This is a genomic window from Mangrovimonas yunxiaonensis, assembly GCF_000733475.1.
GTDB classification, from domain to species: Bacteria; Bacteroidota; Bacteroidia; order Flavobacteriales; family Flavobacteriaceae; genus Mangrovimonas; species Mangrovimonas yunxiaonensis.
This window is the reverse complement of sequence record NZ_JPFK01000005.1, coordinates 512,787-537,884: the sequence shown is the minus strand read 5'-3', so window position 1 is coordinate 537,884 and position 25,098 is coordinate 512,787. Positions and strand designations below refer to the sequence as shown.

Below are 25,098 nucleotides of genomic sequence, written 5' to 3'. Positions count from 1 at the left end.
GATGGTCGATTTCCGATGGTCGATTTATGCGTTTTAAATTGCTAAAACCGGTAATCGGTAATCTCAAATCGGTAATCTATCAAGCACCCCTTTTTGAGAACGCCGCAAAGGTAGGCAACAATTCACAATTGGCAATGAATAATCGGTGTTTTATCCCGAGTCCGCAGCAAGTGTTTTGACACAATGTGTTTTAGCCTTTTATAAACAGCACCCTAACCTCGTTATAGTTTTGGCGGCTTTCTATTGGCCTTTTTTTCGGATTGTTGTTTTTTATTTTGAAGTCGTTTTAGTTTGGCCATCTTGGGAACCGTTGTTTTTTTTCGCTTTTTGGGGCGTTTAATATGAGTACTTACAAGCTTTAAAAACCGCGAAATAACCGTTTCTTTATTTTTATGCTGGCTTCTACTTTCGCCACATTGCAACATTAACACCCTGTCTTTAGTGAGCCGGGTGCCTAGGTTTTTAATTAGGAGTGCTTTTTGTTCCTCGTTTAAAACTTCGGAAGCTGCAACATTAAAGTACAGCTCAACCTTTGACGCTGTTTTATTAACATGCTGCCCACCAGCACCAGAGCTTTTAACGGCTTTAAACTCGAGTTCTTTTATAAGTGCATCGGCATTAAACATGGGGTTGATGTGTGGGCTTTAAAAGGTCGTTTACCGTTTTTACCGGATTAAATGTAAGTAAGGGCACCTCAACAAAAATGGTGTTCCAATAGGCCATGGCACCGTTCCAAAGACCAGGAAGTTCTAAGGCTTTTAACGGCTTTCCTGCTTTGTCTTTCTGGGTTATAAAGGCCGCCTTAGCATCTACAAACTGTGTTAAATTAAAAGCCTCTCCTTTATAGTTCTTTAAACCACAAACCAAATCGACAGGATTAAAATGCGTGGCATTTTGCAAAATCTGGCGTTGCGAGCTATCTGCAGTATTCATTTGTGCCGACTCTACAATCTGCAACGATATCCTACCCTCGCTATTTTCTGTCCAAAATGGTCCTCCCCCTGGTTCGCCTTCATTTTTCACCATGCCACAAACACGAATGGGCTTATTGAGATGCGTCTTTAAACGGCCTATTTTTTCGGGTGTTGAAAGGCTGTTGTAATCTTCTAAAAAGACCACATTCAAACTTTCGGTCAAGAACATTTCAAGAGCACCTAAGTCTTCAACCTTTCCTTCCTCTAAGACCTTGGCATAGGCAAAACTCTCTTGCTGAAGCTTAAGCAACATGCCGGCCAGCATTTTCTTGTACGCAACTACATCTTCTTCGAAAGCGTCTATTACAACATTATCAATATTTTTAACAAACACGATATCGGCATTCAAATCATTCAGATTCTCTATTAAAGCTCCGTGCCCTCCCGGACGGAATAACATAGCACCATCGGCCAGCCTAAACGGTGTATTGTCTAAGTTAACGGCAACCGTATCGGTTGTTTCCTTTTGAAACGAAAACGCCACATCAACTTGAACACCGGTCTTGTGCTCTACCATTTTTAAAGCCTCTTGAAGCTGGTCTTTAAAATTGTTTTCGTGCTGAGGCGAAATGGTAAAATGCACATTTGCCTTACCTTTTGAAACCGCATATCTGGCGGCTTCTAGCAAATGCTCGGCAAAAGCAGTTCGGGTTTGGTTGGTATATTTATGAAACGGCAACAAGCCCTTTGGCAGCGCTCCGTAATTTAATCCGTTAGAATTTAGAAGCACACTAGCAAAACGATAGGTCTTATGCCCTAAATCTAAAGCCTTAAAATCTGGGATGTGCTTTACCACCTTTTCGTAAAACGGAAAACGCTCCAGGCCATTTACAAAAACAAGAAGGTCTGGATGATTTTGGGTGTAGGTTTTAAAGTCGTCCTGCTCTGGATTAAACGTTTCTAAAAAATGGTATAAAAACTTAAACATTCGCGTTGCGGCACCAGAAGCTGGTACAAATTTTTGAATGGCATAGGCATCCTTAACATCGTTAAAAAAACGGATATACATGTGTTTATCGCTTTCAGGAACGCTTACAATGCCTTTTCCTATTGTAGCGGCGGCTTTAAGTGTTGTAACGGGCAGGCCTGCTTTAAAAGTTTGGAGCTGTTGCTCTACCTTCTCTACAGTTTGCCCTTTATGTTGTATGACTTGAACATCTGTTTTAGAAAAACTCATGTATTTTGCTTTAAAAGTTCATCAATATGCGACACGGCTGTTTTTAGGCGCGATTCCTTATCGCCCTTTAACAAAACATACGGTCTGTTGTGGGTTTTTAGTGCGCGCTCAAACGCTTTAAACATGCGTTCTCGCTCATTGGGTTTGTCGCGCAAATCGTCTTTTTCCCAAGGCACGTCAATATAGGTTAAAAAATATAGGTCGTAGGTATTTTTAAGAGCGTATTCTTCTAATAATGGGTCGCACGTTTCGGCATAATACGCTTCGGAATACACTTTGGTTTCCAACAAATCGGTATCACAAATTAACACCGTATTGGTTTTTTTAGCCAAGCGGTTCTCTAAGGCCATTTGCCCAACCGCTATGGGCAGCAGATCCTCTGGAGCACAGGTTTTACGTTCGTTGTTCCATTTATTTTGAAGGTATTCCCGGGCATATTCTGGCACCCAAACCGAGCTGTAATGTCTGGCTAACTGTCTTGACAAAGTTGTTTTCCCGGTACTTTCGGGGCCAAACAACACAACTTTTATGCAGTTTGCGGGTTGTTGTTTAAGCTGTTCTTCCATGCTCTAAATCCATAAATCGCTATAATAGTAAACAAAAAATATTGAAAAGACGTAAAAATCAACCCTTTGTAAAAATACAAAGGCACCGAAATAAGATCGCCTATAATCCAATAGGTCCAATTTTCCAGTTTCTTTTTGGCCATTAACCACATGCCAACAAAAAATATGGCTGTTGTAACCGTATCTACATAAGCAGTCCAAGCATTAAACTTGTTGTTTACTTTATAAACTGCGATTACAAACAGTAGGGTTAGCACAAAAATAACTACACTCCACAGGTGTTCTTTTTTGGTGGTTTTGGTAACGGGTACTTGGGTGTTGTCGGCACCTTTTCGGGTCCAGTAATACCATCCGTAAATGCTCATGGAAAAATAATAGGCGTTTATAAACATGTCGCCCAAAAGGCCATAAACCCATAAAATGTAGACAAAAATTGCGGTGCTTATAATGCCTGTGGGATATACAAGAATATTTTCCTGTTTAGAATACCACACGCTTAAAAAACCAAAAAACACTCCTAAAAACTCTAAAACAATAAGGTGTGTATCAACGCCTTGGTATTGTGCAAACAACCAATCAAAAATGGGGCTCATAGTCGTGTCTGTCAGATTTTACGATTTTCATGTATAGCAGGCCGCGTTCAACCAGTTCAAAAGCATCTTTAATCTCTGTGGTTAGGAGGTGCATAACCTCATCATACTCGCCATAAACCTGGGTGCTTAACGGGTTTTCCAAAACCTCTAGGTTAGATGCTCTTAGCTTTTTTATAAAATGAATGATTGCAGGTTCAAAATCGTCCTGTAAAGGGGTAAGGGTAAGTTCGACTGATATTTTCATGTTACTTTCTGCAAAATGCAGTTATGTTTTTAATTAATTTCTGCTTGTTCCTAAATCTTCGCTTCCAGCTTTAACGCTTCAAAAAAAGTGGCGTCCGTTTCAAAAGCAGTTCCTATAACCACTAAATCGGCTCCAGCCTTATAGGCAGATTCGAGTTGGTTTTTGTTTTTAATACCACCACCAACAATTAAAGGAATGTTTAGTTCTTGCTTTACTTTTGAAATAATCGTTTCTGAAATGGGGTGCAAAGCCCCACTGCCAGCCTCAAGGTATATAAGGTGTTTCCCCATATACTCGCCAGCTTTTGCCGTATGAACAATTTGCTGCACGTTATGCCTTGGCATGGGCGCGGTACCTGTTACCCGCTGTACGGCTGTTTCCTTGCCATTTTCTATTAAAAGATACCCTGTTGGTATCACTTCTAAAGTTGTATTTTTTAATTTGGCCACCGAAGCCACCTGTTTATCGATTAGATATTCTGGGTTTCTTCCTGACAGCAGGCTTAAGAACAATATCCCATCGGCTTTATTGGTAATTTGCGTAACATCGCCCGGAAACAGTACAACAGGCAATGTTGTATGTGCCTTTATTTGGGCAACTAAAGCTGCTGTTATCCCGGCCTTTACCGTACTTCCCCCAACAAAAATATGCGTCACCCAGGATTCATTCACATTTTTAATCGTGCCTTCAACGTTGTCTAGCGGCATTTTATCGGGATCGATTAAAACGGCGAGGAGTTTTTTGCCTTGCGCTATTTGCTGTAATATGTTTTGGTAAATAAATTTCATTTTAAGGGGTTACATAAGCACACGTAAAGCCTTCAAACTCTATAAATTCGGCTTGGTAGCGGCACTTTCTGCCATTATAATCTATCCAGGAAACCGTTGAAGTATCGTCCATAGTAAACGGTATAACCAAAGTGTGCTGCAAAAAGCTTAGCCCCGGCGTTGCAAACAATTTGTACAACGACTCCTTAATGCACCAAATAACCGTTAGCTTATTAATGTATTGGGGCGCTGTTTTATTGAGATACTCAAACTCATAGTCCATAAATTTATGGGCAATGACTCCTATTTTTTCGCGCTGCTTTTCTATATCAATCCCCACCACATCATTACTAACCACAACACCCGAGAAGGTAAACGAGTGTGTAATGGAAATATGCTTACCATCCTTCAAGTGTGGTTTGCCGTTTTCGTCGTAAAACAAATCGTTATCGGTATAGCCAAATTCTGCCAGCAAATGCCGAACACTTAAAAAGCCCCTTTGGTGCAACTCACTTTTCATGCCCAGCACACGTGCCTTATTTTGAGGCTTTAGTGTAATGGGCGCCATTAACTCGTTATACGATTCGGTAATCTTCCAAATTTTAACGGTGGTTTCGGAGTTGGGAGTAAGTGTTTTATATAGTGGCATTTAATATTCTAAAAGTTATTGACTACCTTTGCACTTCTTAAAGAAGTTTAAACAATTTTGTAAAGCGAATTTAACCATTTAAGTACGATTGCCAAAGTTGTAATACCATAAAAAAGAAAAACTATGAGCACAAAAACGATTCCTTTTGTACCTTACAAGGTAAAGGACATTTCTCTGGCTGAATGGGGAAGAAAAGAAATAGAACTGGCCGAAGCAGAAATGCCAGGATTAATGAGTTTAAGAGAAGAATACGGCGCGCAACAACCTTTAAAAGGCGCTAAAATTGCAGGATGCTTGCACATGACCATCCAAACCGCTGTATTGATTGAAACTTTAGTAGCCCTAGGCGCCGAAGTAACCTGGAGTTCTTGTAACATATTCTCTACCCAAGACCATGCTGCCGCAGCCATTGCAGCTGCCGGTATTCCTGTATATGCTTGGAAAGGCATGACCGAAGAAGAGTTTGATTGGTGTATAGAGCAAACCCTTTTCTTTGGCGAAGACAGACAGCCATTAAACATGATTTTAGATGATGGTGGCGATTTAACCAATATGGTACTGGACCAATATCCAGAATTAGCCGCCGGTATTAAAGGCCTTTCTGAGGAAACCACGACTGGCGTTCACCGTTTATACGAGCGTATGGAAAATGGTACCCTACCTATGCCAGCCATAAATGTAAACGACTCTGTAACCAAATCGAAATTCGATAACAAATACGGCTGTAAAGAAAGTGCTGTAGATGCGATTCGTCGTGCTACCGACGTGATGCTTGCCGGAAAACGTGTTGTGGTTTGTGGGTATGGCGATGTTGGTAAAGGCACAGCTGCTTCATTTAAAGGTGCTGGAAGTATTGTTACCGTAACAGAAATCGACCCAATCTGTGCGTTACAAGCTGCAATGGATGGTTACGAAGTTAAAAAATTAGAAACTGTTGTTGGTAATGCTGATATTGTCATTACAACAACTGGAAATAAAGACATTGTAAGAGCTGAACACTTTAAAGCGATGAAAGACAAAACCATCGTTTGTAATATTGGGCACTTCGATAACGAAATTCAGATGGCTTGGTTAAACCAAAACTACGGAAACACCAAAGTTGAAATCAAACCTCAAGTTGATAAATATACTATAGATGGTAACGATATCATCATCTTAGCCGAAGGTCGCTTAGTAAACTTAGGATGCGCTACAGGCCACCCAAGTTTTGTAATGAGTAACTCATTCACCAACCAGACGTTAGCACAAATCGAGCTTTGGAACAACGCTGAAGCTTACGGAAACGAGGTTTATATGCTTCCTAAGCACCTAGACGAGAAAGTTGCCAAATTACACTTAGCTAAAATTGGTGTTGAGCTTACCGAGCTTAGCGACGAGCAAGCTAAATACATTGGTGTAACCGTTGAAGGTCCATACAAACCAGAACACTACAGATATTAATTTAAATTGGTGTTGCGTTTAGACTTTAGAGCGCTTCCGGTTTTAAATATTAGATTAACCCTTGCAGAAATGTGAGGGTTTTTTGTTTTTAAACACCTTTGTATTGAATGCTTTTACCTATTGAAAACATATTAAAAAAGCCCTCTTTTATTACAAAAGGGCTTTCTTTCAATCAAAAAAAGTGAGAATCAATTATTTTTTTAACCGTAACGAATCTAACGCGTGGTAGAAAAAATTACGCTCGTCGTTCATAGATACAAACAAGCCATTTGGATACTTTGCCCCTAGTGGAGTTGTCACCACATCGCAACCATCTGTCTCTAGCGTTCCTAAGTTTAAGGTTTTTATGTACGCATTATCGGTTCTATTAAAAATGTTAAACGTCCCGTCCTGCTGATTAGACACAATTAAAGCTCCTTCGCCATTACTGTACTTGGCAATGGCTATGCCTTCTATATCATCTTTAAAATACTCGCTACCAAACATGGCAATTTCATCATCTCCCTTTTTGGGGTTGGCGTGATATTTTCTAATGCCTACGCCTTCATCTGAATAATAAACATAACCCAACTCGTCGTCTACGGCAATGGCTTCTATTTCCTTTTCGCCGCTAAACCGCCCTATTTTTCTTAACAGGGTGGCTTTTACGCCTGCAGCACCTGATGTTAAGGCATATTGATATAGATAGCCTTGTTTTGGTCCTTCTTTCCTACTTACAAACACCGATACCTCTGCAGTTTCTGGATCTTTAAACACCGCTACCCCCATGGGGCGTTTCATGGCTGCATTCGATTCATCTTCAAAAACAGGAAAACCACCGTTGTCTAAAGGAGTCATTTCGGGTATGGCATATACTCTAATGCGGTGTTTTTCCCTTTCGGAAAACACCATAATATCTGTTTGGGTCGAGTCGGTTAATTTAAACCCGTATTCCACATCAACATTATTAGGGTAACTCACTCCTGTTACACTTTTTTCGGCCATGATGTTACCCGCTAAATCGAAGGCATAAACCCCTCCGTTAACCTCATCTTTATCGGTGCCAAAAACAATACTTTGTTCTGGGTTGTCGCTATTTACCCAAATGGCCGGGTCGTCGCTATCGTGTGGCACCTGCTCGGTTTTTAAGGTTGGTGCTATTTCGGGCAATGTCTTGGCGCAAGAGCCTATTAGTAACGGTAGAGCTACTACTGCCAAGGTTCGTTTTATGTTATTTCTTAAATAGGTCATATTTTATTCCAAAAGTTAAACGTTTTTCGTAATATTCCATTTGCATGGTGCGGTTTTTTACACCTTGGTAATAGCGCAAAGGTTGGTTAGTGATGTTGTTTAGGTTAACGTATACGCTTAGGTTTTTATTGATGGCCACATTGGCGTTAAAATCTAAGAAAAACTGCTCATCGTAATACCTATCTTCAAATGCATTTCCGCCAATTTCGTCAACGTAAGCATCGGAGTAATTTCCTGATAGACGAAGGCTAAACCTTTTTCCGGCATACCCTAACGAACCGTTAAACATGTTTGGAGCTGTGTTGGGCAAATCTAGGTCGGTACGCTCCTCACCATCTTCATTGTAAATCCCTTCTGAATCTGATTTTAAGTACGTATAGTTTAAGTAAACACTAAAGTTTTTAGCAAAGCCCGGCAAGAAATCCAAACGGCGTTGTAACGATACCTCGGCTCCGTAAACATTGGCACCTTCACCATTAAGTGGTTGGTATACTTCAAAGCCATTATCGTCTTCGGTTTGTCTTATGTAAACAAAGTCTTTAATGTCTTTGTAGAACACCCCACCCGATATAATACCTACCGACTTAAAATAATGCTCGGCCATAAAATCAAAGTTCATTGATGTGGTTGGATTTAGCTCGGCATTTCCTAAGAAAATCTCTTCATCTTCCCTATTAATTTCCCTATAAGGCACCATATCGACATAGTTAGGTCTTGCCAACGTATTTGTCCACGCCAAGCGCAATACGGTATTGTCTGAGATGTTGTACTTTAAATGCACTCCCGGCAAAACATTGGTGTACGAACTTTCGTCTACCACTTCTTGAATACCCGATACATCGCCATTGGTATCGAACTCTAATTCGTTCCCTTGGCTATTAATTACCGTATGCTCTAGCCTAACGCCTGCCAGTACGCTAAACTTATCGGACAGGTCTTGGTTAATCATGGCATAGCCGGCATAAACATCTTCATTAACATCAAAATTACTTGTAATGTATTCTTCTGGAAGATTTTCTCCAGTAAACAGATTGGTATTGTACAAATCTAACCCGCCTAAATAACCGGCATCGGCAAATACGCCAGCTGCATATTGCTCTCCAGCCAAGAAATCGACATCTGTATAGTTTCTGGTCGGAATCATGCCCAAAAACTCTAAACCTCCCGTTTCGTCGCTATATTCTGTAAAGTCGTTGTCGCGATTTTTATTTTTCATTCTGGTTTTAGCACCAATCTTTAAAAACCCATCTTGGTTACTAACTACAGATAAAGGAATTTGCGCATTTACAAATACGTTAATGTCTTTTTCTTCGGTATACTGATTTTCTTCTGTGATTTCACCCAATTCAAAATCGGCAAAACTGGCGTCATTTGCATTTAAAGGTGAAAACAGCGGCTTGTCTTCGTTGTTGTTAAAGCCAACAGCATATTCGCTTTCATACTCTAAATACCTTTCGTTTAGGCGTTCTTCCGAAGCTTTGGAAAACGACCCCATCCAGTCTAGTTGCACGTTTCCTATTAAATGCTCACCACCCAAACTGTAGTTTTGCATGCGTTGGTCCTCTAGTCTGGCATTTTTATTTCGTTTGCTGTCTATACCCCCTTTCGTTTGGCGTTTTGCCTCTACCGGAAAGCTTGTAAGGTTACCATTACCATCAACGGTAAAATCGCCCATTTCAATATCTTCACCATCTAAAATTTCATGTTCTAGCCTAAACCTGTTTTCACGGTCGTCTCGCCAATTGTAAATAGACTTAAAATAAAGGGTATTGTTCTTATCTAGATTGTAATCGAAATTAGCCGAGAAGCTCCTGCGAATACGTTGCACTAAATACTCTCTAATTTCAAACACATTGGCATACGGGTTTACGTTAACCTCTTCCATAATAGGATCGCCATCGGCATCGTTTACGCCTGTGTTATATTCAAATTCATCGGTCCATTCGGCCTCGACGTTATCGCTTCCAAAGTCGTTATCGTTTATAGAAGCCGAAACCATCCAGCCAAACTTGTTGTTTTTTGAACGGTTTCCTACCAAGAAAGCGCCATTTAAAATACGTTTATCGGTAATGAAGTTTAATCCAGAACCTGCAGTTGCCGACAAACGAAAGCCTTGGGGCGATGTTTTTGTAATTAGGTTTACCGAACCTCCAAGTGCATCGGCATCCATATCTGGTGTTACGGCTTTGTTTACCTCTATAGTTTGAATCATGTCTGACGGAATTAAATCCATCTGCACATTACGGTTATCGCCTTCTGCCGAAGGAATTCGGCTTCCGTTTAACGTTACCGAGTTTAGTTGTGGCGACAAGCCGCGAACAATAATGTTACGCGCTTCCCCTTGGTCTACCTGCATGGTAATACCTGGAATGCGCTTAACAGCATCGCCTACATTGGCATCTGGAAACTTTCCAATTTGATCGGTAGATACGATGTTGGTAATGTTCGTCTTGTTTTTCTGGGTGTTAAGCGCTCTGGTTTGCCCGCTAAGGCCATAACCCGTAAGCAACACCTCCTCAAGCTCTGTACTTTCTGAGCTTAGTGTTATATTTAATGTTACCGTACTACCCGCTACAACAGTTACATCTTGATTTAAACTGGCATACCCTAAATATTTAACGGTAACAACGTGTTTACCTTCAGGCACGCCTACCAGTGTAAATTTACCATCGAAATTGGAGCTTACCCCTTTATTTAAAGATTCGATTAAAACTGTTGCTCCGGGAATGGCGAGCCCATTATCGTCTGCAATAACCCCTTGAATGTTACCCGATTGCGAAAACCCACTAATACTAAACAGCATGAGTAGGACGTAAAAATATTTCATTATTTTGATTGTTTTAGTTAAGCCACTAAATAATGAAATCGGTTTTAGAGCGCTTTTAATTAAAACCTAAGCTTAGGTTAACTTTTAAGGCTGTCGTGCTTTATTTAACAATTTATACACATAGGTTTTATAATTCTATAAAACGAAAAAAGCGCTTTCTAATAATTAGAAAGCGCTTTTTATATGTTTTAAAAAGACTGTTTCTTAGGCTTCAAAAGGCACTATAGAAACAAACGATTTTCCGTTTTTCTTCTTTTCAAATTTTACAACACCATCAACTTTAGCGTGTAAAGTGTGGTCTTTTCCAGCGTATACATTCTCACCAGGATTGTGAGCTGTACCTCTTTGTCTTACGATAATGTTCCCTGCAACAGCAGCTTGTCCTCCAAAAATCTTAACACCAAGGCGTTTCGATTCTGATTCTCTACCGTTTTTAGAACTACCAACTCCTTTTTTATGAGCCATTGTCTTAAGGTTTTATTTTATTAATAATTAACGAAGATCTATTGCTCGATCCCGCCGTCTAGTTTGTCTTGTAATTCTTTTAACTCGTCCCATTTACCATCGGCGGCAAGTTTAGCTTGCTTTGGCCAAGTATCGGTTACTAAATGAGCTAATCTTGAGCTAGCTTCTGAAAGCACTTCGCTCAATTTTTCTGGTTTGGTAGCAGCAATTTTTTCGAAAGTATCAAGACCTGCATTTACAAAAGCTTCCATAGCTTTTGGACCTACGCCTTCAATTTTCTTTAAATCGTCTGCTTTAGCGGCAGCCTTTTTTGGTGCAGCTTTTTTTGTTTCTTTTTTAGCTGGAGCAGCTTTTTTTGCTCCTGAAGCTACAATACTTTCGATTACGATTTCAGAAAGGGCTTGACGGTGACCATTTTTTACACGGTAACCTTTACGTCTTTTCTTTTTGAAAACGATAACCTTATCTCCTTTAAGGTGTTTAACGACTTTTGCTCCTACTTGAGCGCCGTTTATAGCCGGGGCGCCAACAGTTATATTGTCACCATCTCCAATTAGAAGAACGTTGTCGAAAGACACAGTCTTTCCTTCTTCTGTTTGTAAACGGTTAACAAAAACTTTTTGGTCTTTTTCAACTTTAAATTGTTGCCCTGCTATCTCTACAATTGCGTACATAGCGTAACGTTTAAGTTAATGTTAATTAATTTTTACTCGAAAAAATGAGTGCAAATATACGCCTAAATTCTTAAAGTACAAACGTTTTATGCCTTTTCGGTGATTTTTGTACTTCTTTTAAAGATTTGCATAAACGTTAATGTTAGTACGGTTGTTGAAGCCAACCCTTCTATAAGAATAATAAAAATTAAAATCCCACCTCCTTTATCGGTGTTTTCAAACCAATTTTTCAGCAGTGCGTGCATAAACTCCACATCCAGATGAAACATGTAAACCGCCATAAAAGCAGCAAAAATAAAGGTCGCCCAAAACCCGGTTAACAACCCCGTTTTAAAGCCATTAATGTAATTAAACTGATTGCCCGAAACGCTTTTGTAATGTTTTATCCCCATAAAAAGCCCAAAGGCCATAATAACCCCATTAAACAGCCTAAACCAAGGGTTTTGATGTAATCCGATAAGCTTAAGCAGTAAAAAATACCCGACAAGGGCCACCGCTGTAAGCACCCCATATTTTAACGAAACCGATGCTGAAGTATTCATTTCTTTAATTGTTTATGGTTAACTCCCTTAAATTTCGTGAAAAAATATAACTTCTTACCTATAATCTTTTATTTTTTAGCCCCTTGCTATAAAAACAACCTTGATTTATATTGTTTATCTTTGGACTTATGTAACTTTTACCTAAAAAAGTAGTCATACAACAAACTCGATTTATAAATCTAATTAAAACAACACATGAAAAAAAACATCTTTTTTCTATCTTCCTTGCTTTTTGGCAACTTCGCGTTAATGGCACAAGAAGTTGCGTATGAAGAGTACGACCTAGATAACGGCATGCACGTTATTCTTCACCAAGACAATTCTGCCCCTGTCGTAACCACCTCGGTAATGTACCATGTGGGCGCTAAAGACGAAAACCCTGAACGCACCGGATTTGCCCATTTTTTTGAGCACCTATTATTCGAAGGTACCGAAAACATAGCGCGTGGCGAGTGGTTTAATATTGTAACCTCTAATGGTGGGAGCAACAATGCCAACACAACCGACGACAGAACTTACTATTACGAAGTATTTCCCTCTAACAGTGTTGAGTTGGGATTATGGATGGAATCTGAAAGACTACTACACCCCGTAATAAACCAAATAGGTGTCGATACCCAAAACGAGGTCGTAAAAGAGGAAAAAAGACTTCGAGTTGATAACCAACCTTACGGGAACCTGCTTGCAGAAGTTAAGAAAAACTTATTTAAAAAACACCCATACCGTTGGGCGACCATAGGCTCTTTAGAGCACTTAGATGCCGCTATACTAGAAGAGTTTAAAGCGTTTAACAAAAAATTCTATGTACCCAACAATGCAGTACTTGTTGTTGCCGGAGACATTGATGTTCCTGCAGTTAAAAAAATGATTGAAAATTATTTTGGCCCCATTCCAAGAGGTGAAGACGTTACTAGAAACCTCCCACAAGAAACGCCTATTTCACAACAAATAAACGCCAAATACCACGACCCTAACATACAAATCCCTGCCATTATTGCTGCCTACAGAACGCCTTCTTTTAAAGCACGCGATGCCTATGCCCTAGACATGCTTTCTTCTTACCTAAGCAGCGGAAAAAGCTCTGTGCTTTACAAAAAACTTGTTGATGAGCAAAAACAAGCCCTTCAGGTGCAAGCGGTAAACATTAGTCAAGAGGATTATGGTATTTATGCGCTTTTTGGCCTGCCGTTAGGCGATGTGCCATTAACAGATTTATTATCGGAAATGGATGAGGAAATTGTAAAGGTTCAAAACGAGCTAATTTCTGAAAAAGACTACCAAAAGCTTCAAAATAAATTTGAAAATCAGTTTGTAAACGCCAACTCTAGCATAGAGGGCATTGCCAATTCGCTTGCCAGATATTATATGCTTTACGGCGATACCGCACTTATTAATAACGAAATAGACATTTATCGCTCTATCACCAGAGAAGACATTCGCAATGTTGCCAAAAAATACCTTAACACCAACCAACGCTTGGTATTAGAGTACTTACCTAAAACAGATGACCAATAAAAAGACCATATCAAAAATGAAACAATATATATATCCATTAGTCGCGTTGTTTTTCATATCTATTGGAGTACAAGCTCAAATAGATCGTTCTAAACAACCAGAGCCCGGGCCATCACCAAAAATTACACTGGAAGTTCCTGGTGAATTTCAACTTAAAAATGGCCTTAAGGTACTTGTTGTAGAAAACCACAAGTTACCTCGCGTATCTTACAGCTTAAATATAGACAACAAACCTATTAAAGAAGGTCAGATTGCCGGGGTTTCGCAGCTTTTTGGCAGCATGATGGGCAAAGGCTCTGATAATATCTCGAAAGATGATTTTAACGAAGAAATCGATTTCTTGGGAGCCTCTTTAAGCTTTAGATCCAACGGTGCCTATGCCCGAGCATTATCGAAATATTCCGAGCGCATTTTAGAGCTCATGGCAGATGCAGCCATTAACCCGGTTTTTAACCAAGATGAATTCGACAAGGAAAAAGAAAAAGCTATTGAAAGCATAAAATCTGGCGAAAACAGTGTCGCTACCGTAGCCAGTCGTGTGGGCAGTGCTTTAGCCTATGGCACACACCACCCGTATGGCGAGTTTGTTACCGAAACTACTTTGAACAAAACCACCCTTAACGATGTTAAAACCTTTTATCAGGAGCACTTTAACCCTAGCAATGCTTACCTAGTTGTGGTAGGCGATGTAAAGTTTAACGACATAAAACAGCAAGTTAAAAAGTACTTTGGCAAATGGCAGCAAGGTGTGGACATGTCTTATAATGTTCCCGATGCCAGCAACAATGTAGGCAAAACCCAAATAGATTTTGTAGACATGCCTAATGCCGTACAGTCCAATATTTCGTTAACACATACGGTAGACCTTAAAATGAACGACCCAGATTATCATGCGTTGCTCATAGCCAATAAAATTCTTGGCGGTGGTTTTAACAGTTACCTAAACATGAATTTACGCGAAGCCCATGGTTATACCTATGGTGCGCGCTCTAGCCTAAGCGCCGATAAATACATCGCCCGCTTTAGCGCAGGCGCCTCTGTAAGAAATGCCGTAACAGACAGCGCTGTTGTAGAGACCTTAAAGGAAATTAAACGTATTAAGGACGAGCCTGTATCTGCTGAAGACTTAGCCAATGCCAAAGCTAAGTACGTGGGCGATTTTGTGCTCGCATTAGAAAATCCGCAAACCATTGCAAGGTACGCCCTTAACACCATTATTAACGATTTGCCCGAGGACTTCTATTCAACCTACCTTCAAAAAATAAATGCGGTAACCACTGCCGATGTTAAGCGTGTAGCCAACAAATACTTTAAACCAGAACACGCCCGTTTTGTGGTTGTAGGTAAGGGTAGCGATGTTCTTGAAAACCTAGAGAAAACAGGGTTACCAATAAAATACTACGACAAATACGCCAATCCAACCGAAAAGCCAGAAGCCCCAAAAGAAGCTTTAGGTGTAGATGCAAAAACCGTTTTAAGCAACTACATTAAGGCCATTGGTGGTAAAGAAAAGCTAGACAATGTCACCTCTTTAATCCTTAAATACGAAGCCAACGCTATGGGGTCTACCCTAGTAAACGAAGAGAAAAAAGTAGACCATAAAATGGCGCAAACAGTTTCGATGAATGGGGCTCCTATGATGAAGGTTATTGTTACCCAAGAAACAGCCTTTATGAAACGTGGCGAAATGAAACAATCGCTTCCAGAAAATATGGCCAAAGACATGACCATTATGGCTGGACTATTCTTAGAAAAGGATTTACTTAATTCTGATAGTGCAAAACTTTCTGGCATTGAAAACATCGATGGTAAAGATGCCTATAAAATTGATGTAGCAGGAGAAGTTATTTCAGTAAGTTTGTATTACGATGTAAAAACTGGCCTTAAGGTGAAAGAGGTTCAAACCACTTCTATGCAAGGGCAAACCCAAACGCAAGAAGCTATTTTAAAAGACTACGTCGCTTACGACGGCATTCTTTTCCCTTCGATAAAAGAAGGCACCCAAATGGGACAGAAAATCACCTCCAAATTAATTGAGGTTACCATTAACAAAGGCGTATCTGAAGAAGATTTTAATTAAGCCTATACCGCCTTTAACAAAAAAAGCCCAACGTTTAGTTGGGCTTTTTTCTTTTATTCGATAAATAAACTCCAAACAAAATCATAACGGTCGCCGCCATTTGAACTACACTAAGCCCCTCACCATCTAAAAGTCCCCATAACAACGCCACAACAGGCATTAAATAGGTTACAGAAGAAGCAAATACCGGCGTTGAAATTTGCACCAGTTTATTGTACAGCACTTTGGCCAAAGCCGTTCCAAACAACGACAGCACTACGACATATACAAGCGCCTCATGAAATAGCGGGCTTTTAAGTGTTGAAGCCTTAAAAAAATCGGTGAAGACTAAAATTAAAACCGCAGGAACAACAATAACCGCATAATTCCCTACCGCAATACCCAAAGGCTTAACATCTTGCAAATGGCGTTTAATAATGTTTACATTTAACGCATACATAATGGTCGCCAAAATAACATACAAAGCATAGAGGTAGTTTTGGTCTGGATTGATATCGGCGCCTTCAAAAATTAAAATTGCCGTCCCTATAAACCCCACAATAACCCCCATAACTTGCCTTTGCGAGGAGATTATTTTAAAAAGGAACAAACCAGTTAAAATGGTGTTTAACGGCACCAACGAATTCAGGATAGATGCAATAGCGCTGTCTATTTCGGTTTGTGCTATGGCAAACAAAAATGCGGGAAAAAACGACCCCAAAAATCCCGAGGCAGCAATCCAGATCCACTTGTCTTTAGCAATTTGTCTTATTTGCCCAAACCCCACAAGAAACAGGATTACCCCCGTTAACAGTGTTCTTAATGCTCCTAGCTGTAGCGGGGTTAACCCAACCAACGATTTCTTAATAAGAATAAACGAGCTTCCCCAAATTAGAGATAACACCACCAAAAACACCCATTTTGGGCTGATATTTTTCATTCTGCGTTTTTAAAGCACAAAATTCTAACTTTTAACAGAATAAAAAGCAATATTTTTTAAATTTGTAAGAACCTAAAACACATTTAAAATGAAATCTTTAAAATATATTTTTGTTCTTAGCTGCATTACCGTGTTGTTTTCAGCTTGTAAGGACAACCCGCAAGCTCCTGAAGTAAAAACCGTTACTGTAGAAGCTTCTCAGGAAAAAACCTTAGATCCTAACGCGACTTATGCCAAAGCCGAGTTTAACATAAAAGGCATGACTTGCGCTATGGGCTGCGCCAAGACTATTGAAAAGAAATTAGCAAAGATGGATGGTGTAAAATCTGCAAAAGTAGATTTTGACACGCAATTAGCTATGGTAGAATACGATGTGGCTGCGGTTAACCCAGGAACTTTAGAAGAAACAGTAAAAAATACTGGAGAGGTTTACAGTGTTGAAAACATGAAAACTGTTGATGCTTTTTCAACTGAAACGGCCTGCAAGCCAGATTGTAAAAAAGCCTGTTGCGCAAACAAAGAAGGTGCTAGCAACGAAAAAATGGCTTGTGCCAAAGACTGCAAAAAAGCGTGCTGTGCTAAGGAAAGTCAGGCCTAATTTTTTAAAATAAATAATATAAAACGAGCATCCTTTTAAGGGTGCTTTTTTATTTCCACTTAACCGACTCCATAATCCGTTTTATATCATTTTCCAGATACTTTGCCGCAGGCAGGATAGAATCGTAATTTGGCTTGGCATAAAAATACAACGACCCTGTTAAAAAGTGGTTTAAGCTATCGGTAACATAAAACTGCGACTGCGATGCAGCATTACCTCCAACCTCATACAGCATTCCGTATACGTTTCGCTCTGGGTTTATGTATGGCTGCTCGACAATCTCATCGGCCTTTCTGGTATGTTCTTGCGTAAATTTTTGGGCGTCCCTTAAAAAGGTTATCAGTCTGTCTTTATCTTGGGCTATACTTTTATAGGTTAGGTAAATGGTGCCTTGCAGCTTTTGGTAATCTAGGTTTACACCCCATGTTTGGGTTTCGCCCTCTAAAAGCCTCACCTCCTTTTTAGAGACCAACTCATTCATTTCGAAGGTTAAGGGCAAATCTAACTTAGAAGTATTGTACTTTGGCTCGGGATAGTCTAACCTTAGGTATGCCTTGGGTTTAGGCAAGGGGTCTTCGCCACAACTCAACAACATTAAGGCTGAAATTAATCCTAAAAAGCTCGCTTTCTTCATCTTTTAAGGTATGGTAACTTTTATGCGCTTTATACGCTTTTTATCCAATGATTCTATGCTAAAAATAAAATTGTTAAAATACACTTTGCTTCCAAGCTTGGGAAAACTTCCTGAAATTTCAAGAACAAAGCCCGCTACGGTCTCGGCTTCGCCTTTTTTTGCTTCGAAAGCTGCTGTGTCTTTTATTTTAACAATCTTATAAAAGTCCTTGAGTTGGGTTTTCCCTTCAAAAACATAATTATTTTTATCCAGTTTGGAGTAAATCAAATCCTCATCATCAAACTCATCGCTTATATCGCCTACTATTTCCTCTATAATATCTTCTAACGAAATAACTCCCGATGTGCCTCCGTACTCATCTACAACAATGGCTAAGTGCACCTTCTTTTCTTGAAACTCGACCATTAAATCGTCTAGTTTCTTGTTCTCGGGCACAAAAAAAGGCGCCCTTAATAGTGTGGTCCAGTTAAAATTACTTTTATCTATATGGGGCAATAGATCCTTAACGTACAAAACGCCTTTAATATTATCGACATTGTCTTCAAAAACCGGTATTCTGGAATATCCATTCGCAATAATACTAGGGATAATTTCTTGATACTCCTGATTGATGTTAAGCGCAAAAATATCTATTCTTGGTTGCATAACCTGTTTGGCATCGGTATTTCCAAACGACACTATGCCTTGTAATATTTTATGTTCTTCTGTAGAGGTTTCTTCCTCGTTTGTTAACTCTAAAGCTTGCGATAATTGGTCGATGCTTAAATTAGATTTTTGCTTGCCTAAACGTTTTTGAATGTTTAAGGTAATGCTGCGCATGGGCACACTTAAAGGCGAAAAAACCACCGTTAAAACCCGCAAGGGATAGGCCATTAAATACGCAAACTTTAAATTGTTCCGGCTGGCGTATATTTTTGGCAAAATCTCGCCAAAAAGCAAGATAAAAAACGTTACTACAATAACCTCTACTACAAACCTTAACCAATAAACAACAATGCCTTTAAACAGAAATTCGCCTAAAAAAGCAAATAGAATAACGATAGCAATGTTTACAAAGTTATTAGCGATTAACATGGTTGCCAATAACTTTTTGGGACTTTCTAAAAGGCTTGAAATAATTTTTATCCGGCTGGGATTTTCTTCAAGACCTTTATCGATATCAGATTTTGTCAATGAAAAAAAGGCTACTTCTGCACCTGAAATCAAGGCTGAGCTTACCAATAAAAGCAGCAATAAAAGAAACCCAACGATAATGGTGTAATCTATGGAAAGCGCTAGGGCTAAATAACTGGGAGGTTCTGTGTCCAATATTATGGGATTAATTAAACAAATCTAAAGGGTTTGATTAAAACGGCAAATCATCACCATCTTGATTATCTATTGATGTGTTTTTATTGTCATCCAGTTTTTTTGGCGCTGACTGCTGTGGCTGTTGGCTGTTTCCGCTTTCGTTCTTTGTGGTTAAAAAGGTAAAATCTGTACATTGTATTTCTGTTGCATACCTTTCGTTACCGCTATCGTCTGTCCATTTACGGGTTTTTATTCTTCCCTCCACATATATACGATCGCCTTTACTTAAGTATTTTTCACAAATTTCGGCAGCTTTATTTCTAACTACAATGTTATGCCATTCGGTATTGGTAACACGTTCGTTTGTTTGTTTGTTTGTATAGGTTTCGTTGGTTGCCAAGGGAAAACGCCCTATGCATCCGCCACCATCGAAGTAATGCATTTTTACATCATCGCCCAAATGCCCAATTAGCATAACCTTATTTAATGTTCCTGACATCGTCTTTTTCTCGTTTTAAAAAAGCAAAATTACGCTTTTGCTTTACATTTCTTTAAAATTAGTAAAAATTTGTGAGGCAACATCATATTCTAAAAGTTAAAATCCTTTATAAAGTTTTCTATAACAACGGGAACCGCATAGTGGCTTAATTGCGCTATCGAAATGCCTTTTTGCGGCAACTGGTTTAAATCTATTATCCAAAATTTGGTGTGCAAATGTTGGTGGGAAAGCTTATGTACAACGTCCTGTTTGTTGTAAAGCCTAAGGTCGAAATCTACTTTTAATTCGCTATCCAACCTATCTTTTAAAGCATTATAAGGCAATGCCTTTTCCGACTCGATAAGAGGAAACTGATACAGGTGCTTCCAAATGCCGTTAGCTTTGCGCTGCTCGACAATTGTTTTTTTATCCTTTGACAGGTAGACCAAAAAATTAAAATACCGGTTTTTAGGTTTTTTTGCTTTTATTTTAACCGGCAGCTCACTAACCGTTCCCGTGCTATAAGCAGTGCAAGCTGTTATTAGAGGACAAGTATTACACGCTGCTTTTTTGGGCGTGCACTGTGTTGCGCCAAAATCCATAATCGCTTGATTATACATCGCGGGGTTTTGAACATCTAAATTATCCTGTGCCAGAGCTCTAAACACCTTAAACCCGCTAGTAGTATTAATAGGAGCATCGACACCAAAATATCTGGAAAGTACGCGATAAACATTCCCATCCAACACCGCTTTTGGCTCGTTAAAACATATCGAGGCTATGGCACTAGCGGTATAATCGCCAACCCCTTTTAATTTTAGCAGTTCGCTATAGCTTGTTGGAAAAACCCCATCCAGCTCGAAAGCAACGTGTTTGGCTGTTTCGTGTAAGTTTCTTGCTCTAGAATAGTAGCCCAAGCCTTGCCACAATTTTAAAACATCGTCTTGCGAGGCCTGCGCCAGATCGTAAACTTTTGGAAATCGCTTTACAAAAGCCTGATAATAAGGCAACCCTTGCTTAATTTGTGTTTGTTGTAAAATAATTTCTGAAAGCCAAATACGGTAAGGATCCGTGGTATTTCGCCAAGGAAAATCACGCTTATTTACTGAGTACCAAGATGTTAAATTTTCTGTAAATGTCATATAAAAAATATACTACCCGCAAAAATAAACGTTTATAATGTTAAATTTTAGTTATTTAGGTTTGAAGAATTGAATTTTAAATGACTATATTTGCAACCCTTTTATTATTAATAGTAACAATACAAAATATTATAAAGATGACTAAGGCAGATTTAGTAGCAAAGATTTCCGAAAAATTAGGAATAGAAAAAGGCGATGTACAAGCAACTGTTGAAACTTTCATGGACGAAGTAAAGACCTCTTTAGAAAGCGGAGACAATGTGTATTTAAGAGGTTTTGGAAGTTTTATAGTTAAAACTAGAGCTGAAAAAACTGGTCGTAATATTTCTAAAAACACAACCATAAAAATACCTGCTCACAACATTCCAGCATTTAAACCGGCTAAAATATTTTTAGAAGGTGTAAAAGCTAACGTTGAAGTAAAATAATAAAAAACACAGTATTAATTTAAACAAAAGTGACCTATGCCAAGTGGTAAAAAACGTAAAAGACACAAGGTAGCTACGCATAAGCGTAAGAAGAGAAGACGCGCAAATCGTCATAAAAAGAAAAAATAACCGTAAAAAGTAGTTTATTAACTACTTTTTTGGTTTTACATAACAAGTTCTTTGAAAACGGGTTTTGTTTAAAATGGCGCTTACCTTACGCCGTTAAAACCCCACGGATATTACATCCTGTGAAAAAAAATGTTTAATCCATCTGTACAATTTTAGCTATAAGCTAATGTGCTTAAACAATTGGTTTATAGCTAAACCGTATGGATAAAAATTAACAAAATGGATAAAGAATTAATTATCAGATCTAATTCAGACCATGTTGATTTTGCCTTATTAAAAGATGGAAAACTAATTGAATTACATAAGGATGAGGATAATAATAACTTTTCGGTTGGCGATGTGTTTATAGCCAAAATAAGAAAGGTTATTCCAGGCTTAAATGCTGCTTTTGTAAATGTAGGCTACCAAAAGGATGGCTTTTTACATTATCACGACCTAGGCCCAAAGTTATCTTCACTTGTAAAATTCACCAAACGTGTAAGCACAGGAAAACTAAAAGATTTTTCTTTAAAAAACTTTCCATTTGAAAAAGAAATCGATAAAGACGGTAAAATTAGTGACGTCTTAAAATCAAACCAGTCTATTTTAGTACAAGTAGTAAAAGAGCCTATTTCCACAAAAGGGCCGCGCATTAGCTCGGAACTTTCTATAGCAGGCAGATACATTGTTCTAGTCCCTTTTTCCAACCGCATCTCCATCTCGCAAAAGATTGAAGATAAAGAGGAAAAAGAACGTTTAAAACGACTAGTAAAGAGTATTACGCCTCCAGGCTTCGGAATTATTGTACGCACTGTAGCCAAAGGCAAAAAAGTGGCCGAATTAGACAAAGATTTACACAACCTTATGGGGCGTTGGAACGCCATGTGTAAAAAATTGCATAAAGCCAACCATCCAACTAAAGTTTTGGGAGAGTTAAACAAAGCCTCGTCTATCCTACGAGACATTTTTAACGACACCTTTACAAGCATTCATGTGGATGATGAAGCGCTTTATATTCAAATTAAAGATTACGTGCAGGAAATTGCACCAAAAAAAGAATCTATAGTTAAGTTATATCAATCTAATGTTCCCATATTCGAAAAATTTGGCATCGAACGCCAAATTAAAACCTCATTTGGGAAAACTGTATCGATGGCAAAAGGCGCCTATCTGGTTATAGAGCATACCGAAGCCATGCACGTTGTAGACGTAAATAGCGGCAATCGCTCTAATAAAGCCAAATCGCAAGAAGATACAGCACTAGAAGTTAACCTTATAGCCGCTACAGAAATGGCACGACAACTACGCTTGCGTGACATGGGCGGCATTATTGTGGTTGATTTTATTGATATGACCAAAGCTGACAACAGAAAAGCGCTCTACAATCATTTGAGAAACGAAATGAAAGACGATAGAGCCAAACACAAAATTTTGCCTCCAAGCAAATTTGGGTTGATACAAATTACAAGACAACGTGTTAGACCAGAAATGAATATTAAAACCCGGGAAATAAATCCTAACGGGAATGGTTCTGAAATTGAAGCACCCATTGTATTAGTACAAAAAATCACCCAAGACCTTGAGCAATTATTTAAAAAAGACTATAAAAAGGTGACTCTAAACACACATCCTTTTATAGCAGCCTTTTTAACTAAAGGCTTTCCATCTATACGCTCGAAATGGTTTTTTGAGCACAAAAAATGGGTTAAAGTTTTACCAAGAGATGCTTACACATATCTCGAATACCATTTTTACGATAAAAATGGCGACGAAATTAAATAACAAAAAAGCCTTACTATTTTTAGTAAGGCTTTTTGTTTTTTATACCATTAGGTAGTTAGTCTTGGGAAGGCCCACCACTAACAATAATAAATTCCGATCTTCTGTTATCTTGATGCTGCTCTTCTGTACAGTTCGAACCACAATCTACTTTAGGTTCGTTCTCACCTTTACCTACACCAGAAATTCTAGAAGCTTCTATGCCCTTAGAAATAACGTACTGCACGGTTGATTGTGCACGTCTTTCAGACAATTGCTCGTTGTAACGCTTAGACCCTCTGTTATCGGTATGCGATTCTGCAGAAATAACCATATCCGGATATTTTTTCATAACCGCTACAAGCTTATCCAATTCAAACGCTCCTTGCGAAGTGATGTTTGCCTTGTCAAACTCGAAGAAAATTGGGTTAAGCACCACTCTATCCTTCACAATAATCTTGTCTATTGGTTTTAAGTTAACCTGAAAGATATCTTGTTCTTTCTCGCTACCACCAAAGGTTACTTTATTGCTTTCGTACTGCTCGTATTTAGCTGCAATTTCTAAAGTGTCGCCACAAGGCAAAGTGTAAGAAACCTCGCCATTGCTGTTTGCCTTTCCTGTTGAAACAACACGTCCTGTTGCATCTGCAATAATAACATCGGCACCAGATATTGGGTTGTTGGTATCAGCATCAACAACTACAACCGTTAAATCTACATTACACGGCTTTAAACGCTTAACAGCATAAATATCGTCGCTGCCTAAGCCTCCACTTCTGTTAGACGATACAAACCCTTCGCCAGAATCTTCGTTTATAGAAAATGCTAAATCGTCAGACTTGCTATTAACTGGTCTTCCCATATTTTGAACTTTCCCAGACGCATCTACATAAAACACATCTAATCCTCCTAGTCCTAAATGACCTGTTGAAGAAAAGTAAAGTGTTCCGTTATCGCTTGAAAAAGGAAACATTTCTTGGCCTGCAGTATTTACCTTATCGCCTAAGTTTTCTACGGTTCCATAAGAGCCATCATCATTTATGGCCACTTTATAAATATCGTATTGACCTACGCCACCAGACATATCCGACGCAAAATAAAGCGTCTTACCATCTTTGCTTACCGATGCATTTTTAACCGAGTAATCCTCGCCATTAAACGGAAGCAATTGCACATTGCCCCATTGCTCGCCTTGCTTGGTAGCTTTGTATAAATACAGGTAGCTTATTTTAGTTCTGCTATCAGTACTTTTCTCGTAAACGCCTTCAAAGAAGCTTTCTCTCGAAAAATACATGGTATTGCCATCTGGACTAAAAGACACTAGGCCTTCGTGGTATCTGGTATTGATGTCGCCAGAAACCTTTACAGGCTCTGATACTTCACCATCGGCCATCGACATGTCTACTTGATAAACGTCTAAAAATGGCTCTTCATTCCAGCCGTAATCACGTCTAGCATTGTTTCTTGCAGATGAAAAGTAAAGCACCCCATCTTGAATGGTTCCACCAAAATCGGTTACATCAGAGTTGATATCCAATTCTGATACCTCGTAAGCTTGTTTGGCATTTAAAATTCCAGAAACATAATCTGGGTTAGAGACAAATGCTTTCGCTCTGTCGTCTTTTGGTGCCATTTTCGCAAATTTGGACATCCAAGTATTGGCCGCATCATATTTGCCGTTCGCTCTAAGCATTTGGGCGTACTTATAAATGGTTTCGGCGTCTTGATCGCCAGTACCCTCTAAAGTTTTGGCGTACCATTTTTCGGCTTCTTCTGTATTGAAAATGTTGTAATTGGCTTCTGCTAATTGGGCATATACATAGCTATCTGCTTTTCCCTTTTCAACCAACTTATTGTAAGCGTCTATGGCCTCAACAAACGCGTATTCAGAAAAATACTTGTCGGCCTCGCGAGTATCTTTATTTTGAGCAGTTACACTTAAACTACTCATTAATATTAATGTGATAAATATTTTAATTTTTCTCATAATGTTTAGCTTA

The 25,098-nt window shown here is 39.0% G+C and carries 24 protein-coding genes; 6 read left to right on the top strand and 18 right to left on the bottom strand.

Going from position 1 to position 25,098, the window contains the following annotated elements:
• Nucleotides 1-221: 221 nt before the first annotated feature.
• From arfB to IA57_RS06465, 7 genes are read right to left on the bottom strand one after another with little or no spacing between them, the layout of a single operon-like run.
• Nucleotides 222-626, bottom strand: a complete 405-nt coding sequence (gene arfB / locus IA57_RS06495) for an alternative ribosome rescue aminoacyl-tRNA hydrolase ArfB (RefSeq protein ID WP_036120857.1) — start codon at nt 624-626, stop codon at nt 222-224.
• Nucleotides 619-2,151 carry a DUF4301 family protein gene (locus IA57_RS06490; RefSeq protein WP_036120853.1) on the bottom strand — a complete coding sequence of 511 codons (1,533 nt, stop codon included), beginning with the start codon at nt 2,149-2,151 and terminating at the stop codon, nt 619-621. Before IA57_RS06490 ends, arfB begins: the two co-directional genes overlap by 8 nt.
• Nucleotides 2,148-2,717 (bottom strand): AAA family ATPase, encoded by a 570-nt coding sequence (locus IA57_RS06485; RefSeq protein ID WP_036120849.1) that lies wholly within the window; start codon nt 2,715-2,717, stop codon nt 2,148-2,150. Before IA57_RS06485 ends, IA57_RS06490 begins: the two co-directional genes overlap by 4 nt.
• On the bottom strand, nt 2,678-3,310 hold the full coding sequence (gene pnuC / locus IA57_RS06480; RefSeq protein WP_036120846.1) for a nicotinamide riboside transporter PnuC: 633 nt from the start codon (nt 3,308-3,310) through the stop codon (nt 2,678-2,680). The genes IA57_RS06485 and pnuC overlap by 40 nt, the downstream gene beginning before the upstream one ends.
• Complete coding sequence (locus IA57_RS06475; protein ID WP_036120843.1) at nt 3,294-3,554, bottom strand: thiamine-binding protein; 261 nt, start codon at nt 3,552-3,554, stop codon at nt 3,294-3,296. Before IA57_RS06475 ends, pnuC begins: the two co-directional genes overlap by 17 nt.
• Before the next feature lie 50 nt (nt 3,555-3,604).
• Complete coding sequence (locus IA57_RS06470; RefSeq protein ID WP_036120840.1) at nt 3,605-4,342, bottom strand: phosphoglycerol geranylgeranyltransferase; 738 nt, start codon at nt 4,340-4,342, stop codon at nt 3,605-3,607.
• 1 nt (nt 4,343) lies between these two features.
• Nucleotides 4,344-4,970, bottom strand: coding sequence for a 4'-phosphopantetheinyl transferase family protein (locus IA57_RS06465; protein WP_036120838.1), 627 nt, complete (start codon nt 4,968-4,970; stop codon nt 4,344-4,346).
• Nucleotides 4,971-5,093: 123 nt separating this feature from the next.
• Between IA57_RS06465 and ahcY the strand changes: the two genes are divergently transcribed.
• Nucleotides 5,094-6,410: an adenosylhomocysteinase gene (gene ahcY, locus IA57_RS06460; protein WP_036120835.1), complete on the top strand. Its 1,317-nt coding sequence runs from the start codon at nt 5,094-5,096 to the stop codon at nt 6,408-6,410.
• A 192-nt stretch (nt 6,411-6,602) separates the two neighbouring features.
• Here the strand turns inward: ahcY and IA57_RS06455 are convergent, their stop codons facing one another.
• From IA57_RS06455 to IA57_RS06435, 5 genes are all read right to left on the bottom strand, one after another.
• On the bottom strand, nt 6,603-7,640 hold the full coding sequence (locus tag IA57_RS06455) for a phytase (protein ID WP_036120832.1): 1,038 nt from the start codon (nt 7,638-7,640) through the stop codon (nt 6,603-6,605).
• Nucleotides 7,621-10,467: a TonB-dependent receptor gene (locus tag IA57_RS06450; protein ID WP_188358225.1), complete on the bottom strand. Its 2,847-nt coding sequence runs from the start codon at nt 10,465-10,467 to the stop codon at nt 7,621-7,623. The genes IA57_RS06455 and IA57_RS06450 overlap by 20 nt, the downstream gene beginning before the upstream one ends.
• Nucleotides 10,468-10,671: 204 nt before the next feature.
• Nucleotides 10,672-10,932 (bottom strand): 50S ribosomal protein L27, encoded by a 261-nt coding sequence (rpmA, locus tag IA57_RS06445; protein WP_036120831.1) that lies wholly within the window; start codon nt 10,930-10,932, stop codon nt 10,672-10,674.
• Nucleotides 10,933-10,970: 38 nt separating this feature from the next.
• Entirely contained in the window at nt 10,971-11,606 is a 636-nt protein-coding gene (gene rplU, locus IA57_RS06440) for a 50S ribosomal protein L21 (RefSeq protein ID WP_036120828.1), read from the bottom strand.
• A gap of 86 nt (nt 11,607-11,692) precedes the next feature.
• The gene (locus tag IA57_RS06435) at nt 11,693-12,148 is read right to left on the bottom strand and encodes a DUF4199 domain-containing protein (protein ID WP_036120825.1); all 456 of its coding nucleotides are present in this window, start codon (nt 12,146-12,148) and stop codon (nt 11,693-11,695) included.
• 195 nt (nt 12,149-12,343) lie between these two features.
• Between IA57_RS06435 and IA57_RS06430 the strand changes: the two genes are divergently transcribed.
• Entirely contained in the window at nt 12,344-13,663 is a 1,320-nt protein-coding gene (locus IA57_RS06430; RefSeq protein WP_036120822.1) for a M16 family metallopeptidase, read from the top strand.
• Between the two features lie 16 nt (nt 13,664-13,679).
• Complete coding sequence (locus tag IA57_RS06425; protein WP_036121382.1) at nt 13,680-15,743, top strand: M16 family metallopeptidase; 2,064 nt, start codon at nt 13,680-13,682, stop codon at nt 15,741-15,743.
• A gap of 34 nt (nt 15,744-15,777) precedes the next feature.
• Here IA57_RS06425 and IA57_RS06420 read toward each other — a convergent pair whose 3' ends face one another.
• A complete protein-coding gene (locus IA57_RS06420) occupies nt 15,778-16,662 on the bottom strand; it encodes a DMT family transporter (RefSeq protein ID WP_036120819.1) in 885 nt (294 codons plus the stop codon).
• An 88-nt stretch (nt 16,663-16,750) separates the two neighbouring features.
• Between IA57_RS06420 and IA57_RS06415 the strand changes: the two genes are divergently transcribed.
• Nucleotides 16,751-17,260, top strand: a complete 510-nt coding sequence (locus tag IA57_RS06415; RefSeq protein WP_036120817.1) for a heavy-metal-associated domain-containing protein — start codon at nt 16,751-16,753, stop codon at nt 17,258-17,260.
• A 49-nt stretch (nt 17,261-17,309) separates the two neighbouring features.
• Here IA57_RS06415 and gldD read toward each other — a convergent pair whose 3' ends face one another.
• The 4 genes from gldD to mutY form a co-directional block, all read right to left on the bottom strand.
• Nucleotides 17,310-17,894, bottom strand: a complete 585-nt coding sequence (gldD, locus tag IA57_RS06410) for a gliding motility lipoprotein GldD (protein ID WP_036120814.1) — start codon at nt 17,892-17,894, stop codon at nt 17,310-17,312.
• A gap of 3 nt (nt 17,895-17,897) precedes the next feature.
• Nucleotides 17,898-19,202, bottom strand: a complete 1,305-nt coding sequence (locus IA57_RS06405; RefSeq protein ID WP_036120811.1) for a gliding motility-associated protein GldE — start codon at nt 19,200-19,202, stop codon at nt 17,898-17,900.
• A gap of 37 nt (nt 19,203-19,239) precedes the next feature.
• Nucleotides 19,240-19,683 carry a single-stranded DNA-binding protein gene (locus tag IA57_RS06400; protein ID WP_036120809.1) on the bottom strand — a complete coding sequence of 148 codons (444 nt, stop codon included), beginning with the start codon at nt 19,681-19,683 and terminating at the stop codon, nt 19,240-19,242.
• Nucleotides 19,684-19,772: 89 nt separating this feature from the next.
• On the bottom strand, nt 19,773-20,804 hold the full coding sequence (gene mutY / locus IA57_RS06395; RefSeq protein ID WP_036120807.1) for an A/G-specific adenine glycosylase: 1,032 nt from the start codon (nt 20,802-20,804) through the stop codon (nt 19,773-19,775).
• An 80-nt stretch (nt 20,805-20,884) separates the two neighbouring features.
• Between mutY and IA57_RS06390 the strand changes: the two genes are divergently transcribed.
• Complete coding sequence (locus IA57_RS06390) at nt 20,885-21,232, top strand: HU family DNA-binding protein (RefSeq protein ID WP_160171684.1); 348 nt, start codon at nt 20,885-20,887, stop codon at nt 21,230-21,232.
• A gap of 348 nt (nt 21,233-21,580) precedes the next feature.
• On the top strand, nt 21,581-23,122 hold the full coding sequence (locus IA57_RS06385; protein WP_036120801.1) for an Rne/Rng family ribonuclease: 1,542 nt from the start codon (nt 21,581-21,583) through the stop codon (nt 23,120-23,122).
• A gap of 55 nt (nt 23,123-23,177) precedes the next feature.
• On the opposite strand, the gene IA57_RS06380 is transcribed toward IA57_RS06385, so the two are convergent.
• A complete protein-coding gene (locus IA57_RS06380) occupies nt 23,178-25,085 on the bottom strand; it encodes an OmpA family protein (RefSeq protein WP_036120798.1) in 1,908 nt (635 codons plus the stop codon).
• Between the last annotated feature and the right edge of the window lie 13 nt (nt 25,086-25,098).

Excerpts from the sequence above, each read along its gene's own strand:
- rpmA (WP_036120831.1), bottom strand. The coding sequence starts at position 10,932 with ATGGCTCATAAAAAAGGAGTTGGTAGTTCTAAAAACGGTAGAGAATCA.
- IA57_RS06475 (WP_036120843.1), bottom strand. The coding sequence starts at position 3,554 with ATGAAAATATCAGTCGAACTTACCCTTACCCCTTTACAGGACGATTTT.
- IA57_RS06380 (WP_036120798.1), bottom strand. The coding sequence starts at position 25,085 with ATGAGAAAAATTAAAATATTTATCACATTAATATTAATGAGTAGTTTA.
- IA57_RS06485 (WP_036120849.1), bottom strand. The coding sequence starts at position 2,717 with ATGGAAGAACAGCTTAAACAACAACCCGCAAACTGCATAAAAGTTGTG.
- mutY (WP_036120807.1), bottom strand. The coding sequence starts at position 20,804 with ATGACATTTACAGAAAATTTAACATCTTGGTACTCAGTAAATAAGCGT.
- arfB (WP_036120857.1), bottom strand. The coding sequence starts at position 626 with ATGTTTAATGCCGATGCACTTATAAAAGAACTCGAGTTTAAAGCCGTT.
- IA57_RS06385 (WP_036120801.1), top strand. The coding sequence starts at position 21,581 with ATGGATAAAGAATTAATTATCAGATCTAATTCAGACCATGTTGATTTT.
- IA57_RS06430 (WP_036120822.1), top strand. The coding sequence starts at position 12,344 with ATGAAAAAAAACATCTTTTTTCTATCTTCCTTGCTTTTTGGCAACTTC.
- IA57_RS06450 (WP_188358225.1), bottom strand. The coding sequence starts at position 10,467 with ATGAAATATTTTTACGTCCTACTCATGCTGTTTAGTATTAGTGGGTTT.
- IA57_RS06465 (WP_036120838.1), bottom strand. The coding sequence starts at position 4,970 with ATGCCACTATATAAAACACTTACTCCCAACTCCGAAACCACCGTTAAA.
- pnuC (WP_036120846.1), bottom strand. The coding sequence starts at position 3,310 with ATGAGCCCCATTTTTGATTGGTTGTTTGCACAATACCAAGGCGTTGAT.
- IA57_RS06455 (WP_036120832.1), bottom strand. The coding sequence starts at position 7,640 with ATGACCTATTTAAGAAATAACATAAAACGAACCTTGGCAGTAGTAGCT.
- gldD (WP_036120814.1), bottom strand. The coding sequence starts at position 17,894 with ATGAAGAAAGCGAGCTTTTTAGGATTAATTTCAGCCTTAATGTTGTTG.
- IA57_RS06420 (WP_036120819.1), bottom strand. The coding sequence starts at position 16,662 with ATGAAAAATATCAGCCCAAAATGGGTGTTTTTGGTGGTGTTATCTCTA.
- rplU (WP_036120828.1), bottom strand. The coding sequence starts at position 11,606 with ATGTACGCAATTGTAGAGATAGCAGGGCAACAATTTAAAGTTGAAAAA.
- IA57_RS06435 (WP_036120825.1), bottom strand. The coding sequence starts at position 12,148 with ATGAATACTTCAGCATCGGTTTCGTTAAAATATGGGGTGCTTACAGCG.
- IA57_RS06425 (WP_036121382.1), top strand. The coding sequence starts at position 13,680 with ATGAAACAATATATATATCCATTAGTCGCGTTGTTTTTCATATCTATT.
- IA57_RS06490 (WP_036120853.1), bottom strand. The coding sequence starts at position 2,151 with ATGAGTTTTTCTAAAACAGATGTTCAAGTCATACAACATAAAGGGCAA.
- IA57_RS06400 (WP_036120809.1), bottom strand. The coding sequence starts at position 19,683 with ATGTCAGGAACATTAAATAAGGTTATGCTAATTGGGCATTTGGGCGAT.
- IA57_RS06390 (WP_160171684.1), top strand. The coding sequence starts at position 20,885 with ATGACTATATTTGCAACCCTTTTATTATTAATAGTAACAATACAAAAT.
- ahcY (WP_036120835.1), top strand. The coding sequence starts at position 5,094 with ATGAGCACAAAAACGATTCCTTTTGTACCTTACAAGGTAAAGGACATT.
- IA57_RS06470 (WP_036120840.1), bottom strand. The coding sequence starts at position 4,342 with ATGAAATTTATTTACCAAAACATATTACAGCAAATAGCGCAAGGCAAA.
- IA57_RS06415 (WP_036120817.1), top strand. The coding sequence starts at position 16,751 with ATGAAATCTTTAAAATATATTTTTGTTCTTAGCTGCATTACCGTGTTG.